The organism is Agromyces sp. NPDC058484, from assembly GCF_042720415.1.
Lineage (GTDB): Bacteria > Actinomycetota > Actinomycetes > Actinomycetales > Microbacteriaceae > Agromyces.
In genome coordinates, this window is the sequence record NZ_JBHXMP010000011.1 from 43373 (window position 1) to 58231 (window position 14859).

A 14859-nucleotide genomic window follows, 5' to 3' on the forward strand; every position below is an offset into this window, starting at 1 on the left:
AGGCGCGTACCGAGACCCGCCCGCCGACCTACCCGGTGACGGTCGGCACGTCGCGCCCGCTCGACTCCTCGGAGGCGTCGTCGCCCGCCGCACCCTCGATGCGCGTGCCGACGTCGTCGAGTCCGAGGTCGGCGAGCGCGGGGTTCGCGACGGGCTCGGTGCTGCGCGCGATGGCAGCGCCGGCGGCCGTGCCTCCGACGAGCGAGCCGATGAGTTCGCGGATGCCGACACCCATCGTCGAGCTCAGCATCGCGTCGACCTCGGTGATGCCCGAGACGGCGTTCTTCGCGAGCTGCGAGGCACCGTCGGTGGAGACGACCGTGAGCTGGTCGATGTTCGACATCGGCGCGGTGAGCTCGCGCGCGATGAGCGGCAGTGCGTCGATGAGCCGCATCTGCAGGAGCGCCTCCGACTCCTGCGCGACGGCCTCGGCGGCGGCCTGGGTGGCGGATGCCTCGGCAGCACCCTTGGCCTGGATCGCGTCGGCCTCGGCGAGCCCCTCGGCCTTCAGGGCCTCGGCGGACGCCGTACGGGCGACCCGGTCGGCGTCGGCGGCGATGCGCACCGCCTCGGCCGCGGCATCCGCCTCGACCTTGACCTTGTACGCCTGTGCGTCGGCGACGGCCTTCACCTCGGAGTCGAGCTCGGCCGCGCGCAGGGCCGCCTTCTTCTGCGCGGTGATCTCCTGCTGGGCGACGACCTCCTGCTGCGACAGTGCCTCGGCCAGCGGGCGGGCGGCGTCGGCTTCGGCCGTCGCCTTGTCGGTCTCGCGCTGGAGTGCAGCCTTGCGCTGGGCGAGCTCGGCCTCACGCTCGGCGACGGTCTGCTCTGCGGCGATCACGGCCTCTCGAGCCTCGCGCTGGGCCTCGGCCTCGGCGATCTCGGCCTGCTTTCGCACCTTCGCCTGCTCGGCGCGACCGAGGTCGTCGATGTAGCCGTTGTTGTCGGAGATGCCCTTGATCTCGAACGAGTCGACGTCGAGGCCCTGGTTGGCGAGCGACTCGCGAGCGACGCCGAGCACGGCGGCCGACAGCTCGTCGCGGCGGTTGATGATCGTGAGCACGTCGGTGGCGCCGATGGAGGCGCGGAGCGACCCCGACAGCACCTCCTGCGCGAAGATGTCGATGTTCTTGTCCTGGCCGAGGAACCGCTGCGCGGCCGCGCGGATCGCCGCGGCGCTGTCGCCGACCTTCACGATGGCGACGGCGTCGACGTTCACCGTGATGCCGTTGTTCGTCTGCGCCTCGGCGCGGATCTCGATGGCCCGCGAGCGCAGCGAGAGCTTGTGCGCCTTCTGGAAGAACGGCATGATCCAGACGCCCTGGCCGTGCACGACGCGCTGACCCGACTCCTCGGTGTCGACGCCATCGATCATCTTGCGGCGCGAGCGCTTGCCGGTGACGACGATCGCCTCGTCGGGCGACACGTTGCGGTACAGCACCTTCGCCCACAGCCACACGACGATGAGGACGAAGACGACGAGGGCGACGATGCCGGCGATCGGGGTGAACAGCAGTTCGAGCACGGGATTCCTTTGCTGGGGTGGATGGGACTCTGTCAAGAATGGATGCCGCGCGCCCGCCGCGCAACGGAGAGTCGTGCCCGTTTCGGCGCTCGCGCGATGTCGCGCGCCGCCGGATGCGGTCGCGCGCTTCGGCGTCTGGCTAGAGATCCTCCACGGTCGCTCGAGCATCACCGGCGAGGAGGGACAGCGCGCGACTCGAGCCCGGGAACCGCTGGAAGCCGAATCGCTCGTAGAACGTGACGACATCCTCGGTGAGCGCGTGCACGAGAATTGCCCGCATGCCGATGATCTCCGCGGCGCGGATCGCTTGCAGAACGGCGTGCTGCAGCAGCGACGCCCCCAAGCCCGCGCCGCTGAATGCGTGGTCGACCGCGAGCCGGCCGATCAGTATCACCGGAATTGGATCGGGCTGATTCCGTGCAAGCACTGAAGGCGCATCCTCGCGGACGAGGGAGCTTGCAGACAGCGAGTAGTAGCCGGCAATGCGCCCCTCTCGGGTGACGGACACCATCGTCCTCGACGCACCCGTCCGCTCCTTCCTGGACGCGAATCGAAGCAACCAGTTGTCGAGGACTTCCACGCCGCAACGGAAGTCGGAGAGTTCATCTCCCGCCGCAAGGGGCCGGGGGCTGAGGAACTCAGTCAATGAAGATCGGCTTGCGCGTCAGCAACTCACGGAGCCCGTCGACAGAGTTCGCAGGTTGATCGAGCAATGCCGCGAACTCATCGAACGCAGCTGCCTCGACACGCAACTCTCGATCGCGCCTGATCACTTCGTCTGCCTTCGCGGTCAACGCGTCCATCGAGAAATCGGTGATGGAGCGGCCCTCAATGGCAGCCGCGGTCTCGATCGCATCCTTCTGTGCACTGGTGAGGCGCAGCTCGATTCGCTTGTCTTTGAGAGGAGTGGCCATGGACCTACGGTACGGGATATTGCCGTACACTGCGTACCTTCTCATTCCTTCACCGCGGCGGATCTCCGGGCCGTCAGCCTGACCGCGCGGTTCGCTGACGATGGCCGCCGTCGGCGGCCGGGTGCAGACTGGCAGCATGTGCGGACGATTCGCGAACGACGCCAAGGTCGACGAGATGATCCAGGAGTTCGTCGCCCAGGGCAACGACTACCGAGACTGGCGGCCCCAGTACTCGCTGGCGCCAACGCAGACGGTGCCGATCGTTCGCGAGCGCAAGAACAGCGACACCGGGGAGATCACGCGATCGATCGACCCGGCGGTGTGGAACTTCCATCCGTCGTTCATGAAGGACGCGAAGCGCCCGCAGTTCAACACCCGCATCGAGACGGTGGCGACGAACGGACTCTGGAAGGGCGCGTTCGCGTCGTCACGCTGCCTCGTGCCGATGCGCGGCTACTACGAGTGGACGGGTGAGCCCGGCCACAAGCAGGCGTTCTTCCTGCACGGCGAGCAGCCGCTGCTCGCCGCAGCCGGCATCTACACCGCGCGCAAGGTCGGCGACGACTGGGAGGTGTCGACGTCGATCATCACCCGTGAGGCTCGGGATGCCTCGGGCGAGGTGCACGACCGCATGCCGGTGTTCCTCGAGCGCGACGTCTGGGACGACTACCTGGCGCCGGTGAAGCTCGACGACACGGCGAAAGACGAGATGGTGGCGCTCCTCAGCGCGGAGTCCGAGAAGGTGGCCGCGTCGATCTCGAGCTATGAGGTCGACCGCAAGGTGAACAACACGCGCACCGTGAACCCCGAAGACCCGTCGCTCATCGAGCCGCTCGACTGATCGCCTCGTATCGCCGGAGAGCCACGGATGGCAACGTCAGTGACGTTCACGACGGAGTCGTGGTCCAGCCCAGCGGTCGCTGCCGGGAGGAAGACGTTGCCCGGGTCATCCGGCGTCGACCCGCTCTCGTGAGAGCTCCTCGGCATCCGCCCCGGCGTCGGGGCTACCGTCGACCGCCGGCTGCCGGGCGGCGAGTGCGGCGGCGACCGCCTCGTCGACCGCGCGCTGGTGCACCGCCGTTGCACGGCGTCGGGCGAACACGCGCCAAGCAATCGCCGCGGCGATGAGCAGGAGCAGTGCGAGCGCCGACCAGGGCACCGCCCATGTCGATGCGGACCCCGCCGCCGTCGCCGACGGAACCTCCTCGGCGGGTCCGCCCGCACGCGCGACCACGTCCGCGGTCACGGACACGTCCGCGGTGATGAGCCCGAGGGGTGCCACGCCATCGAGGTGCACGACGTGCTCGATCGAGCTGCCCGGCAGGAGTTCCGGGATCTCCTCACCGGGTGCGACCGTCGGCACCCAGCCGAACGGGCCCGCCACCTGCACGGCGGCGACCGGCGCCAGGCGCGCATTGCCGGTGTTGGTGAGGGTGAACGAGACCACGGCCGTGCCACCGGCCACCGGGTTGACGACGCCCTCGTAGGCGAGCGAGACATCCGTCACCGTGACGGTGGGAGCGAGCTCGCCGTGAACGCGCAGGTGCACTCGAGAGCCGAGTCGGCGTTCGGTGATCACACCGCCGTCGGACCCCACGCTCATGGACGCGACAACCCCAGCGGCGTAATCCCCCGGCTGCGTCGACTCCGGCACGACGACCTCGAACGGGATCTCGGCGCTCTCGCCGCTGGCGATCGAGACCTGAGGCGATTCGATCTCGATCCAGCTGCCGAGCTCGGTGGACTCCTCGCCACCCGCCAGGATATCGAGGGAGCCGTCTGGGGTGAGGAAGCCGTCGGCCGCGTAGATGTCGAGGGAGATCGGTTCGTCGCTGCGGTTGGTGACGATGATGCCGTCGGTGAGCGTTCCGCCCGGCGGAAGGTCGTAGGCGAAGTTCGGACGCCCGCTACCCTGCACGGTGTCGGCGGGTCGTACGCTCCACGACACGGTCGTGTCGGTGTCGGATGCCTCCTCCGCACCTGCAGGGGGTGCCCATGCCATGACGAGCGCAGCCGCCAGCCCTGCGGTGAGGACGGCTCGAAGCACTCGCGATCGCCGAACGGAAGACGGGCGGGGGAAGACGGACAGGGACACGGGCACGGCTCGCTTTCGAAGTGGATGTGACGGTGCCTGCCCGGGTCGCGATGCTTCGTCGCGACCCGGGCAGGCGGAGCGATCAGCTGAGGGCAGTCAGCGTGACCGTCGCGGTGTAGGTGCCGCGGGGGGTCTCGAGCGGGAGCTTCAGGTCGAGGTCCGCGCCGACGACGGATGCGCCGCGTGCGTGACCCGCCTCAGCCCCGGCCAACGTTCGGGCCACGGACATTCCCTCGCCCTCGTCGAAGCCCGAGGCCACCGGCGTGCCGGCGACAGCACTGCCGCCGTTGTCGATGACGCCAGGAGTCCAGCCGAGGTACTTGCTGGACACCGTCTCCCCGCCGGCTGCGAAGTCTGACACCTGCGCGGTGAGCGACCACGCGGGGTTGCCCGCCCGGGTGTCCTGGATCCGGATCGGGACGATCGCTCCCTCAGCGAAGTAGTGGTCGATCTGCTCATCCGCAACGCCGAGGTCGACGAGCGCAGACGTGCCCTCAAGCGACCAGATCAACTCACCCGCAGCCTGATTCGGAATCGTGACGGCGATCGCCTGATCGCCGACGGCGGGGCTGCCCGGCTGGTCACCCGTATAGTCGCCCACGACGGAACCGGCGGCGACGCCCTCGCCGAGCGCGGCGAGCGGGTCGTTGCCATCGAGCCTCAGGACGCCGTGCGCGGTCGTCGCCGCGACCCGCAGGTTCGCCGAGTTGCCCGAGAGCACCAGGTCGCCGCCGATCAGGTTGGCGAAGGCGTCGGCTGCCCCGTCCGCGTCGGCCCCGATGAGAACGTCGCGCGAGTTGTTGCTCACGGTCACGCTGCCCTGGACGATCGCTCCGACCACCGAAACGCCCCACGGCGAGCCGTCGATCGAGGCGTCGCCGACGATCGACGTGCGGACCAGGTCGACGTAGTTCGCCTCCTGCGCCATGAACGAGCCGCCGATCGTGACGTCGGTCGCCTCGACGTCGATGCCGCCGACGGCGACCGAGCCACCGACCTCGAGGTCGTTGGCGTAGAGGAAGCCGACGGTCGTGTCGGCCGAGTAGGCGCTGATGTCGCCCTCGACCTTCGCGCCGTCGAGCAGTACGCCGTAGGCGTCGGTGGCGATGACGTCGCCCTCGACGACGACGGATGTCGCGTCGAGCCAGCCGCCCGGCTCGACGATGATGTCGCCCTGCACGGTGGCACCGCCCAGCACGCAGTCGGCTCCGTCGGCCACGACGAGGTTTCCGGCGATGGTCTGGTCGCCGAGATCGCTCGCGCAGCTGAGGTCGGCCGCGTATGCGGGCACGGCGACGACGCCGGCCCCGACGACGAGCACCGCGACGGTGGATGCTTTCCAGATGTTTCTCATGTTGCTCTCTCCTCGTTCTCTCAGCCGCGAAGCGACGCGATGTTCTCGTAGCTCCGAGCGGCGTTGCCCAGCGAGTTCCCGCTCGCGGAGGCGTTGTCCTGCTCGTACATGCCGTACCGTTGCCCGCGGTCGCGCAGCTGCGACAGGAACTGCTGGAAGGGGATGTCGCCGGCACCGAACTCGACGATGTCGTAGCCGTTCGCGCTGGCCGGGTTGATCTTCCCGTCCTTCAGGTGGAGCAGTGGGAAACGTCGCGGGTCGCGCGTGATGTAGTCGATCGGCTCGAACCCGGGTGAGCGGTGCTTGCCGACGTAGGCCCAGTACACGTCCATCTGGAAGTACACGAGGTCGGGGTCGAACTCGTCCCAGAGGAGGTCGTAGACGCGCTTGCTCGGGTCGTCGCTCGTGAACCCGAACTCGCCGGCGTGGTTGTGGGCGTACAGCTTCAGCCCGGCGGCCTTTGCCTTCTCGCCCATCTGGTTCCACGTCTGCGCCGCCTGCGTCCATCCGGCGACCGTGTTGTTGTTGGTGATGGCGCCGCCTTGGCCCAGGTGCGGCATCCCGAGGACCTTCGCCGTCTCGATCTGCTGGTCGATGTTGTTCGGGTTCAGGCCGACGTGCGACCCGACGGCCCGGAGGCCGTTGTCGTCGAGCAGCTGGCGGATCTCGGCGGGCGTGATGGCGCCGAGCTGTCCCTGCGTGTATCCGGCGAATTCGACCTCCGAGTAGCCGATGCCGGCGAGCTCTTCGAACACTGCGCGGAAGCCGAGTGAGCTGACCTTGTCGCGAATGGTGAACAGCTGGATGCCGATGCGGTTGACGGGCACGAGCCGCCGCCCTCCGCTGACCGTGGGAACGGCCGCTGGTGCGACGCCGAGCGCGGATGCCGCGCTGGGCGCCATCGCGGCGCCGAAGCCGACGGCGACGGAGGACGCGGCCAGCGCCGTCAACAGGTTCCGACGACTCATCGGCTTCGCCGACACCGTCGGGTGTGCGTGATCGTGGTGGTGACTCATTTCTCTCTCCTTCGAGGTGGATCCGGCCGCGGGGCGCCCGGATCGGTCTGGGGTGGTGGCGGGATCCTCGCGTCGTGAGGACCCCGCCGTGGTCGTTATCGAACGGTCAGGATGGCGGTGGCGGTGCTCTTGGACACTCCGGCCGAGCCGTCGTAGACCGCTTGCACCTGGTACGTCCCCGTGCCGAGCTTCGGCAGCGTCACCGTGACCTTGCCGTCGGCATCGAGCTCGCCGGTCAGCTTGGTGACCGTGGTCGACCCGCGCTTCACCGTCACGCTGACCTCGCCGGTCGGGACGATGCCCGTCGACGATGCCACCGCGATCGCCGCCTTCGCGGCGACGGCCGGCTTCACGGGATTGGGCGAGACCGTGACCTCGCTCGTCGATGTCGCCTTGGACACCGTGAGGCGCCCGGTGTCGGACGAGGTCTTGAAGACCTCGTCGGCGCCGTACGTCGCCCGCAGTGTGTGCGTTCCGACCGCAAGATCAGCAGCGAGCGCGATCGTCGCCTTGCCCTCCGCGTCGAGCGTGCCGCGGCCGACCTCCGTCTCGCCGGAGGTCACGACGACCTCACCGGTCGGGATGCCGCCCTCGCCGGTCACCGAGACCGCCACGGCGCCGGGAGCGCCGTAGGTGACCCGCGCAGCGTCGAGGCTCACGCTCGTGCGCGAGTCGACGGTCGGCTCGTTCGGCGCGTTCAGGTCGACCTTGAACGAGACCGTACCCGTCTGCGACACGTTGCCGCCGGTGTCGGTCGCCCGGTACGTGAGGTCGTACCGGCCGTTCTGAGAGAACGTCACGCCGTACTGCTGGTTCGCCGCGAGGTTGGTCCACGTCGCACCGCCGTCGCGCGAGTACTGCACACTGGCGAGCGCACCGTTGTCGGCGGGCTGCACCGCGAACCGCACCGGCTCGTTGAACACTCCGCCGACGCCGGTCGGCTCGGCGGGGGTGAGCGTGTGCTCGACCGTGGGCGCGGCGACGTCGGCGACGCCGGCGCCCGTCATGGTGATCGAGTCGAGCGCGAGCTCATCCGACGACGTGACATACAGCGCACCCGTGCCCTCCGGGGCGTCGAACTGGATCTCGACGTCCTTCCAGCCGGCCCCGGCGGGAATCGTCGCGACAGCGAACGGCGTCGCGTCTGCGGCACCCCAGCGCAGCTCGATCTCTCCGCCGCCGTTGGCGCGGACGATCGCGCCGTCGATGCCGGAGAAGCTCACCGGGTCGAACCGCACGAAGTCGGGACCGCCGTTCGTTCCCAGGCCGCGGATCGCGGATCCGCCCGAGGCCGTCTCGTCGGCGTAGACGACGACGCCCTGGCGCGCGATCGCGTGCTCGGCCTGCTGGAGCTTCGGGTTCAGTCGCACCGTCGCCTCACCGGCGGCCGCGGGCAGTCCGTTGGCTCCGGCATCCGTGTACGTCACGACCACCGCGCCGTAGAGCAGCGCGCCCGGTCCGTGCTCGGGCGAGCTGGCGTTGGTCCTCCACGCGCCGGTGCACCCCGTTCCCGAGACCTCGGGGTGGGCGTGCTCGTCGTGACCGAGACCGTAGGTCCAGGCGACGCGCGAGCACACGGTCTCGTTGCCGTCCTCGGCATCCGTGGCGGTCACCCGGTACGGAACCGCCTGACCCCAGTCGACGAAGCCGCCGTTCTCGGGGAACTCGACGTTCACCTCGGGCGCCTGGTTGCCGACCGAGATCGAACGGGACGTCAGCGCGAACTTCCCCTGCGGGTCGGTGACGCGAAGGCGAGCCGTGTAGGCGCCCAGCTCGGTGTACGTGTGCGACGCGGTCGCCCCGGTGCGGTCGAAGGACCCGTCACCGTCGACGTCCCACTCGTAGGTGAGCGCCCCGTCCTCGGGGTCGCTCGACGCGGACGCGTCGAACTCCACCTCGAGCGGCGCGCCCGATGACGAGTCCGGCGTGGCCGTGAAGCGCGCCTGCGGCGACTTGTTGCCCTCGACGTAGTCGATCCGGTACAGCCCGGAGTCGGGGTTGGCCCGGAAGAACCCGTCGCCGTAGTCGAGCACGTACAGCGAACCGTCGGGCCCGAACTCCATGTCCATCGGATTGTCGTGAGTCGGCTGGGCAGCGGCCGCCAGCGCCGAGTTGGGCAGGAAGTCCTGGATGTGGGTCACACCGAACGTCTCCCGATCCATCGTGAACGCGGCGATGTAGTCCTGCGAGAACTCGCCCATGAAGGCCTTGCCGTCCCAGTACGCCGGGAACTTGGCGGCTGACGGGTTCGCCTCGTCGTAGTGATAGACGGGACCGCCCATCGGGCCCTGGCCCGAGCCGGCGCCGAAGTTCACGAGCTCGTCCCACGGCTGGTCGCCCGGGTTGTCGCCGTAGTAGAGCGTCGCGGCGCGGGCGGCCGGGATCTGCGTGAGGCCCGTGTTCCACCGCGAGTCGTTCACCAGGTTGGCCGGGTCGAAGAACGCGCCGGGCGCGGCCGCCGCGAAGTCCCAGTCGTTGTACGCGAAGTTGTCACCGGTGGCGTAGGGCCAACCCGAGTTGTGCGGGTCGGCCAGGCTCGCCGCGTTCCACTCCACGATGCCCATCGGCCCGCGACCCGCGGAGGCGGCCGCCGCCTTCGTGGCATCCGGCCCGTAGTCGCCCCACGAGATCGAGTTGGTCTCGGGGTCGACCTCCATGCGGAACGGGTTCCGCACGCCCATGATGAAGATCTCCGGACGCGTGAGTTCCGTTCCGGGTGCGAAGAGATTGCCCTCGGGGATCGTGTACGTGCCGTCCTCCTCGACGCTGATCCGCAGGATCTTGCCGCGCAGGTCGTTCGTGTTGCCCGCGCCGCGCCGTGCGTCGAAGCCCGGATTCATGTTCGGCGCGTCGTTGTTCGGGGCGAACCCGCTCGCGCCCGGCGTTCCGGCGGGCGTGTTGTCTCCGGTGCTCAGGTAGAGGTTGCCGTCGCCATCGAAGTCGATGTCGGCTCCGACGTGGCAGCACTGGCCGCGCTGCACATCGACGTCGAGGATGACCTGCTCGCTCGCGAGGTCGAGGCCCGAGCCGTTCCACTGGAACCGCGAGAGGCGATTGACGCCCTCCCATTGCTCCCAGTAGCTCTCGTCGGCACCGGCGGGCAGGGTGTTCGGCGCCGAACCGGTCGGCGTGTCCGCCGCGCCGTCGCCGTCGGCGTCGACCGGAGCGTATACGAGGTACACCCAGCCGTTGTTCTCGAAGTCGGGATCGAGGGCGACCGTCTGAAGGCCGTCCTCCGAGTTCGCGTAGACAGGGATCGTGTTGACCACCTTCGTGACGCCCGTCGTCGGATCGGTGAGACGGATGTCGCCGTTGCGCGCCGTGTGGAGCACGCGGCTGTCGGGAAGGACGGCCAGATCGATCGGCTCTCCCACGTTCTTGGTGAGGAGGACCTTCTCGTAGTTCGTCCAGTCGAGCGCTGCGGTGCCGCCGGGCTCGGCATCGTGGTCGTGCCCGTCATGGGCGGCGGCCGGCGAACCGGCGAAGCCGATCGCCGCCAGCGCGACAGCTCCCGCCGCGAGCGCGGCGAACTGCCGCATCCGCGTCGATGAGCGTCTGGGATTAGAATTCGTCATTGAACAGCTCCTGTCGGTGAATGCCAGTCAGGGTTGTCGGACCGGGTCACCGCTCATCGCTTGACGGTCGTGTGCGGTGGCCCGGTTTTTCTTGGTTGGATGCCGGGGCGCGGCCCGGTGCCGAATCTGCCCCCCTCCTCGTCGAGTCGGCCGTTGTCGACCAGACCTCTTCGTCGGTTGCGGGGCCAAGTTCCCCCGGCGTGCCGGTCGTCCCCCATGAAGGTGACACCCACCATGCGTTTTCATACTGACGTATATTTTCGCCTAGCGTCAAACAAAAGTTGTTGTGTCATCGACGAATTTCTGCCGACCGCCTACCGACTTGGTTGCAACCTGAACCATTGGTAGGATCTGCCGCCCAGACCGTGGCGACATGGTGCGGGTTCGAAGCGGGCGAAGAGCGCTCAGTCCAAGGGAAGCGGCGCCGACCACGACACCGGCGGATCGGGGCTTCCAGCCTTCACACGATCCCGGGCCTGGCCAGACCAGGTGCGTTGTCAATGAGAAAACGCCGGGGCCTGGCAACGGCGCGTAGTGGTGCGCGAGGGGGGACTTGAACCCCCACACCCTTGCGAGTACTGGCACCTGAAGCCAGCGCGTCTGCCAATTCCGCCACTCGCGCACGTGGGGCGCACCGAGGTGCGCCAACCAAGCGAGATTATCACCTCGTTCCGGCAATAGCCATTCGGCGGTGCCGCGAGGCGACCGCGAGCCTTCGGCCGACTTGGAACCGCAGGAAGATTCGCGTGACACGCCGTCGAACGGATGCCGCGAGCAGGCGTGTCACGCGATTCTTCCTGCATTTCCGATGCGCGTCGCCTCAGTGAATCCTTCGAGTCCCGATTGCACCTCGCGCTCGCGGCACCGCCGGGAATAGGCTCGATCCGCAGGTTCCGGTGCCCCGGCCGATGCAACGAAAGGACCGCCCGTGACCTCGCCCCACTCCCCAGACTCCCCAGACTCCCTAGACTCCCCCGCTCAGCCCGACTCCCGCACGCCGTCCGACTCCCCCATCTCCCCCGACCCCGGTTCCCGCATGCCTCCCATCTCCCCCGACCCCGGTTCACCCGTGCCTCCCATCTCCCCCGACCCAGCCGGCATCGACCTCACCGACATCCGCGGCTACCTCTTCGACCTCGACGGTGTGCTCACACCCACGGCCGTCGTGCACATGCACGCGTGGTCGCGCCTGTTCACCCCCTTCCTCGAGCAGCACCACGCGGCGCCGTACACCGACGGCGACTACTTCGCGTACATCGACGGCAAGCCCCGCTACGACGGTGTGCGAAGCCTGCTGCGCAGCCGCGGCATCCGCGTTCCCGAGGGCGAGGTGACGGATGCCGCGACCTCCGACACCGTGCACGGACTTGGCAACCGCAAGAACGACGCCTTCAACGCGACCCTCGCCGAAGAGGGGGTGCGGCCCTACCCCGCGAGTGTCGCCTTCCTCGATGCGGTGCAGGCCGGCGGATGCCGCGTCGCCGTCGTCTCGAGCTCGAAGAACGCGCCGGCCGTGCTCGCCGCCGCCGGACTCGCCGACCGGTTCGAGGTCGTGGTCGACGGCGCCGTCGCCGCCCGGGACGGCCTGCCCGGCAAGCCCGAGCCCGACACGTTCGAACGTGCCGCCGAGCTCCTCGGCCTGCCGACCACCGCGTGCGCCGTCGTCGAAGACGCCGAGTCGGGCGTGAAGGCCGGAGCCGCCGGAGAGTTCGGCGTCGTGATCGGCGTCGATCGCGGCGTCGGCCGCGACGCGCTCGAAGAGCTCGGCGCCGACGTGATCGTCGACGAGCTCGACGAGCTGATTCCTCTGCTTCCGCACCCCACCCCCGGCACCACCCGAGAGGACCAGTCATGAGGTTCGCCGACGCCGACCCACTGAACCGCACCCGGTTCCCCATCGACGAGTGGGCGCTCGTCGAGACCGAGTTCGGCATGGCCGACATGGGCCGCACCGAGACCCTGTTCGCGGTGGGCAACGGCTACCTCGGCCTCCGCGGCAACGTCGAGGAGAGCCGCGACGGCCACATGCACGGCACGTTCCTGAACGGCTTCCACGAGACGTGGCCGATCCGGCACGCCGAGGAGGCGTTCGGCTTCGCGCGCGTCGGGCAGACCATCGTGAACGCGCCCGACGCCAAGGTGATCCGCCTCTACGTCGACGACGAGCCCCTGGTGCTCACGAGAGCCGAGATCCTCGCCTACGAGCGCCGACTCGACTTCCGGCTCGGCTCGCTGTCGCGGTCGATCGAGTGGCGAACGCCGTCGGGCAAGCGCGTGCTCATCACGAGCCGCCGCATGGTCTCGTTCACCGACCGTCACATCGCGGTCGTCGACTACGAGGTCGAGCTGCTCGACGCGGATGCCGCGGTGACGATCTCGAGTCAGATCCTCAACCGCCAGGACGGGCGCGACGAGTACCGTTCGGGGGTGCAGGAGCCGCCGGGCGCGTTCGATCCGCGCAAGGCAGAGCTGTTCATCGAGCGCGTGCTCCAGCCGCGGGTGAAGCGCGCCGTCGACTCCCGGTACATGCTGGGCTACGAGTGCACGAATTCCGGGATGACCATCGCGATCGGCGCCGAGCACTCCATCGAGACCGAGAACGAGTTCACCGAGTCGGGCACGATCGGCGACGACCTCGCGAAGCACACGTACCGAGTGCACGCGAAGCAGGGCAAGCCGATCCGGGTCACGAAGCTGATCAGCTACCACACGGCCCGCATGGTCCCGGCGCGGGAGCTCGTCGACCGCACCGATCGCACGCTCGACCGTGCGGCCGAGCTCGGCGTCGCCGAGATCTTCGCGCAGCAGCGGTCGTGGCTCGACGACTACTGGGCGAGATCCGACGTCGAGCTCGAGGGACACCCGGCGCTGCAGCAGGCGATCCGCTGGAACCTGTTCCAGCTCGCGCAGGCCACCGCGCGCACCGACGGCGACGGCGTGGCCGCGAAGGGTGTTTCGGGCTCGGGCTACGGCGGCCACTACTTCTGGGACAGCGAGATCTACGTCATGCCGTTCCTCAGCTACACCGCCCCGATCGTGGCGCGCAACGTGCTGCGATTCCGGCAGCGGATGCTCGACGCCGCCCGCGCGCGGGCGCTCGAGCTCAACCAGCTCGGGGCCCTGTTCCCGTGGCGCACGATCAATGGACAGGAGTCGTCGGCGTACTACGCGGCGGGAACCGCGCAGTACCACATCGACGCCGACATCGCCTACGCCCTCGGCCAGTACGTCGCCGCCACCGGCGACGAGGACTTCCTCGCGCGCGGCGCCATCGACATCCTCGTCGAGACCGCCCGCATGTGGGAGGACCTCGGCTTCTGGCGGTCCGGGGTCGACGACGTGTTCCACATCCACGGCGTCACCGGGCCCGACGAGTACACGACGGTCGTGAACGACAACCTGTACACGAATGTCATGGCGCGTGCGAATCTCGCCGCCGCGGCATCCGCCGTCGACAGCCTGCAGGTCAACGACCCGATCGCCTACCACAAGCTCGTCGAGCGGCTCGGGGTCACACCGGCCGAGGTCTCGACCTGGCGCCGCGCCGCCGCGCACCTGCACATCCCGTACGACGAGCAACTCGGCATCCACCCCCAGGACTCCGCGTTCCTGCAGAAGGAGCTGTGGGACCTCGAGAACACGCCGGAGGACCGGCGCCCGCTCCTCCTGCACTACCACCCGCTCGTGATCTACCGGTTCCAGGTGCTGAAGCAGGCCGATGTCGTGCTCGCGCTCTACCTCCAGGGCGACCGGTTCTCGGCCGACGCGAAGCGCGCGAACTTCGAGTACTACGACCCGCTGACCACGGGCGACTCGACGCTTTCGGCGATCGTGCAATCCATCATCGCCGCCGAAGTGGGGTACCACGAGCTCGCCCTGCGATACTTCCGGTCCGCGCTGTTCGTCGATCTCGCCGACCTGCACCAGAACGCCGCCGACGGCGTGCACGTCGCCTCGACGGGTGGTGTGTGGAGTGCGCTCGTCGCCGGCTTCGGCGGCTTCCGCGACCACGGCGGGGTCTTCACGTTCGACCCCCGCCTGCCCGACGAGTGGCGCAGGCTCGTCTTCCGCCTCACCCTTCGCGGCACGAGGATACGGGTCGCGCTCGAGGCCGAGTCGATCACGTTCGCCGTCGAGGCGGGTGACGAGGCCCGGGTGCGGGTGCGCGGCACCGAGGTCGTGGTGACGGCCGGCACGGATGTCACGGTGCCGCTCGACGGCCAGGGGCCGCGGCTCTACGGCGCCCCGACCATGCGCGACGTGGCCGGATCGCGTCGTGCCGACGGCTCGCTGCTCACGGCGTCCATCCCGACCCTGTCGCTCGATGTCGACGAGGAGGAGGCGCCCATCCCGGTCGACTGAAACGGAGCGTTCTCAGCC

Annotated in this window: 10 protein-coding genes and 1 tRNA gene; 3 read left to right on the forward strand and 8 right to left on the reverse strand. The window is 69.0% G+C overall.

The window, feature by feature from the left end; translation table 11 throughout:
• Nucleotides 1-28: 28 nt before the first annotated feature.
• The 3 genes from ACFWN7_RS10580 to ACFWN7_RS10590 all read right to left on the reverse strand — a co-directional run bounded on the left by ACFWN7_RS10580 (nucleotide 29) and on the right by ACFWN7_RS10590 (nucleotide 2439).
• Nucleotides 29-1525, reverse strand: coding sequence for a flotillin family protein (locus ACFWN7_RS10580; protein WP_376938765.1), 1497 nt, complete (start codon nucleotides 1523-1525; stop codon nucleotides 29-31).
• 139 nt (nucleotides 1526-1664) lie between these two features.
• A complete protein-coding gene (locus ACFWN7_RS10585; RefSeq protein WP_376938766.1) occupies nucleotides 1665-2105 on the reverse strand; it encodes a GNAT family N-acetyltransferase in 441 nt (146 codons plus the stop codon).
• Nucleotides 2106-2163: 58 nt separating this feature from the next.
• Nucleotides 2164-2439, reverse strand: a complete 276-nt coding sequence (locus tag ACFWN7_RS10590) for a DUF1778 domain-containing protein (RefSeq protein ID WP_376938767.1) — start codon at nucleotides 2437-2439, stop codon at nucleotides 2164-2166.
• A 136-nt stretch (nucleotides 2440-2575) separates the two neighbouring features.
• On the opposite strand from ACFWN7_RS10590, the gene ACFWN7_RS10595 reads away from it, so the two are divergent.
• On the forward strand, nucleotides 2576-3280 hold the full coding sequence (locus ACFWN7_RS10595) for an SOS response-associated peptidase (protein WP_376938768.1): 705 nt from the start codon (nucleotides 2576-2578) through the stop codon (nucleotides 3278-3280).
• A gap of 105 nt (nucleotides 3281-3385) precedes the next feature.
• Here ACFWN7_RS10595 and ACFWN7_RS10600 read toward each other — a convergent pair whose 3' ends face one another.
• The 5 genes from ACFWN7_RS10600 to ACFWN7_RS10620 all read right to left on the reverse strand — a co-directional run bounded on the left by ACFWN7_RS10600 (nucleotide 3386) and on the right by ACFWN7_RS10620 (nucleotide 11101).
• On the reverse strand, nucleotides 3386-4486 hold the full coding sequence (locus tag ACFWN7_RS10600; protein ID WP_376938769.1) for a DUF916 domain-containing protein: 1101 nt from the start codon (nucleotides 4484-4486) through the stop codon (nucleotides 3386-3388).
• Nucleotides 4487-4616: 130 nt separating this feature from the next.
• Nucleotides 4617-5888 (reverse strand): hypothetical protein, encoded by a 1272-nt coding sequence (locus tag ACFWN7_RS10605; RefSeq protein ID WP_376938770.1) that lies wholly within the window; start codon nucleotides 5886-5888, stop codon nucleotides 4617-4619.
• 20 nt (nucleotides 5889-5908) lie between these two features.
• Nucleotides 5909-6904 (reverse strand): sugar phosphate isomerase/epimerase family protein, encoded by a 996-nt coding sequence (locus ACFWN7_RS10610; protein ID WP_376938771.1) that lies wholly within the window; start codon nucleotides 6902-6904, stop codon nucleotides 5909-5911.
• A gap of 95 nt (nucleotides 6905-6999) precedes the next feature.
• Nucleotides 7000-10443, reverse strand: coding sequence for a PQQ-dependent sugar dehydrogenase (locus tag ACFWN7_RS10615; protein ID WP_376938772.1), 3444 nt, complete (start codon nucleotides 10441-10443; stop codon nucleotides 7000-7002).
• Between the two features lie 571 nt (nucleotides 10444-11014).
• Nucleotides 11015-11101: transfer RNA gene (locus tag ACFWN7_RS10620), tRNA-Leu, on the reverse strand.
• 447 nt (nucleotides 11102-11548) lie between these two features.
• On the opposite strand from ACFWN7_RS10620, the gene ACFWN7_RS10625 reads away from it, so the two are divergent.
• Both ACFWN7_RS10625 and ACFWN7_RS10630 read left to right on the forward strand, forming a co-directional pair.
• Complete coding sequence (locus ACFWN7_RS10625; RefSeq protein ID WP_376938773.1) at nucleotides 11549-12334, forward strand: HAD family hydrolase; 786 nt, start codon at nucleotides 11549-11551, stop codon at nucleotides 12332-12334.
• The gene (locus tag ACFWN7_RS10630) at nucleotides 12331-14841 is read left to right on the forward strand and encodes a glycoside hydrolase family 65 protein (RefSeq protein ID WP_376938774.1); all 2511 of its coding nucleotides are present in this window, start codon (nucleotides 12331-12333) and stop codon (nucleotides 14839-14841) included. The genes ACFWN7_RS10625 and ACFWN7_RS10630 overlap by 4 nt, the downstream gene beginning before the upstream one ends.
• The last annotated feature ends 18 nt before the right edge of the window (nucleotides 14842-14859 follow it).

What these genes read in the sequence shown, in the direction of transcription:
- ACFWN7_RS10630 (WP_376938774.1), top strand. Translation starts at nt 12,331, where the DNA reads ATGAGGTTCGCCGACGCCGACCCACTGAACCGCACCCGGTTCCCCATC.
- ACFWN7_RS10595 (WP_376938768.1), top strand. Translation starts at nt 2,576, where the DNA reads ATGTGCGGACGATTCGCGAACGACGCCAAGGTCGACGAGATGATCCAG.
- ACFWN7_RS10605 (WP_376938770.1), bottom strand. Translation starts at nt 5,888, where the DNA reads ATGAGAAACATCTGGAAAGCATCCACCGTCGCGGTGCTCGTCGTCGGG.
- ACFWN7_RS10590 (WP_376938767.1), bottom strand. Translation starts at nt 2,439, where the DNA reads ATGGCCACTCCTCTCAAAGACAAGCGAATCGAGCTGCGCCTCACCAGT.
- ACFWN7_RS10615 (WP_376938772.1), bottom strand. Translation starts at nt 10,443, where the DNA reads ATGCGGCAGTTCGCCGCGCTCGCGGCGGGAGCTGTCGCGCTGGCGGCG.
- ACFWN7_RS10610 (WP_376938771.1), bottom strand. Translation starts at nt 6,904, where the DNA reads ATGAGTCACCACCACGATCACGCACACCCGACGGTGTCGGCGAAGCCG.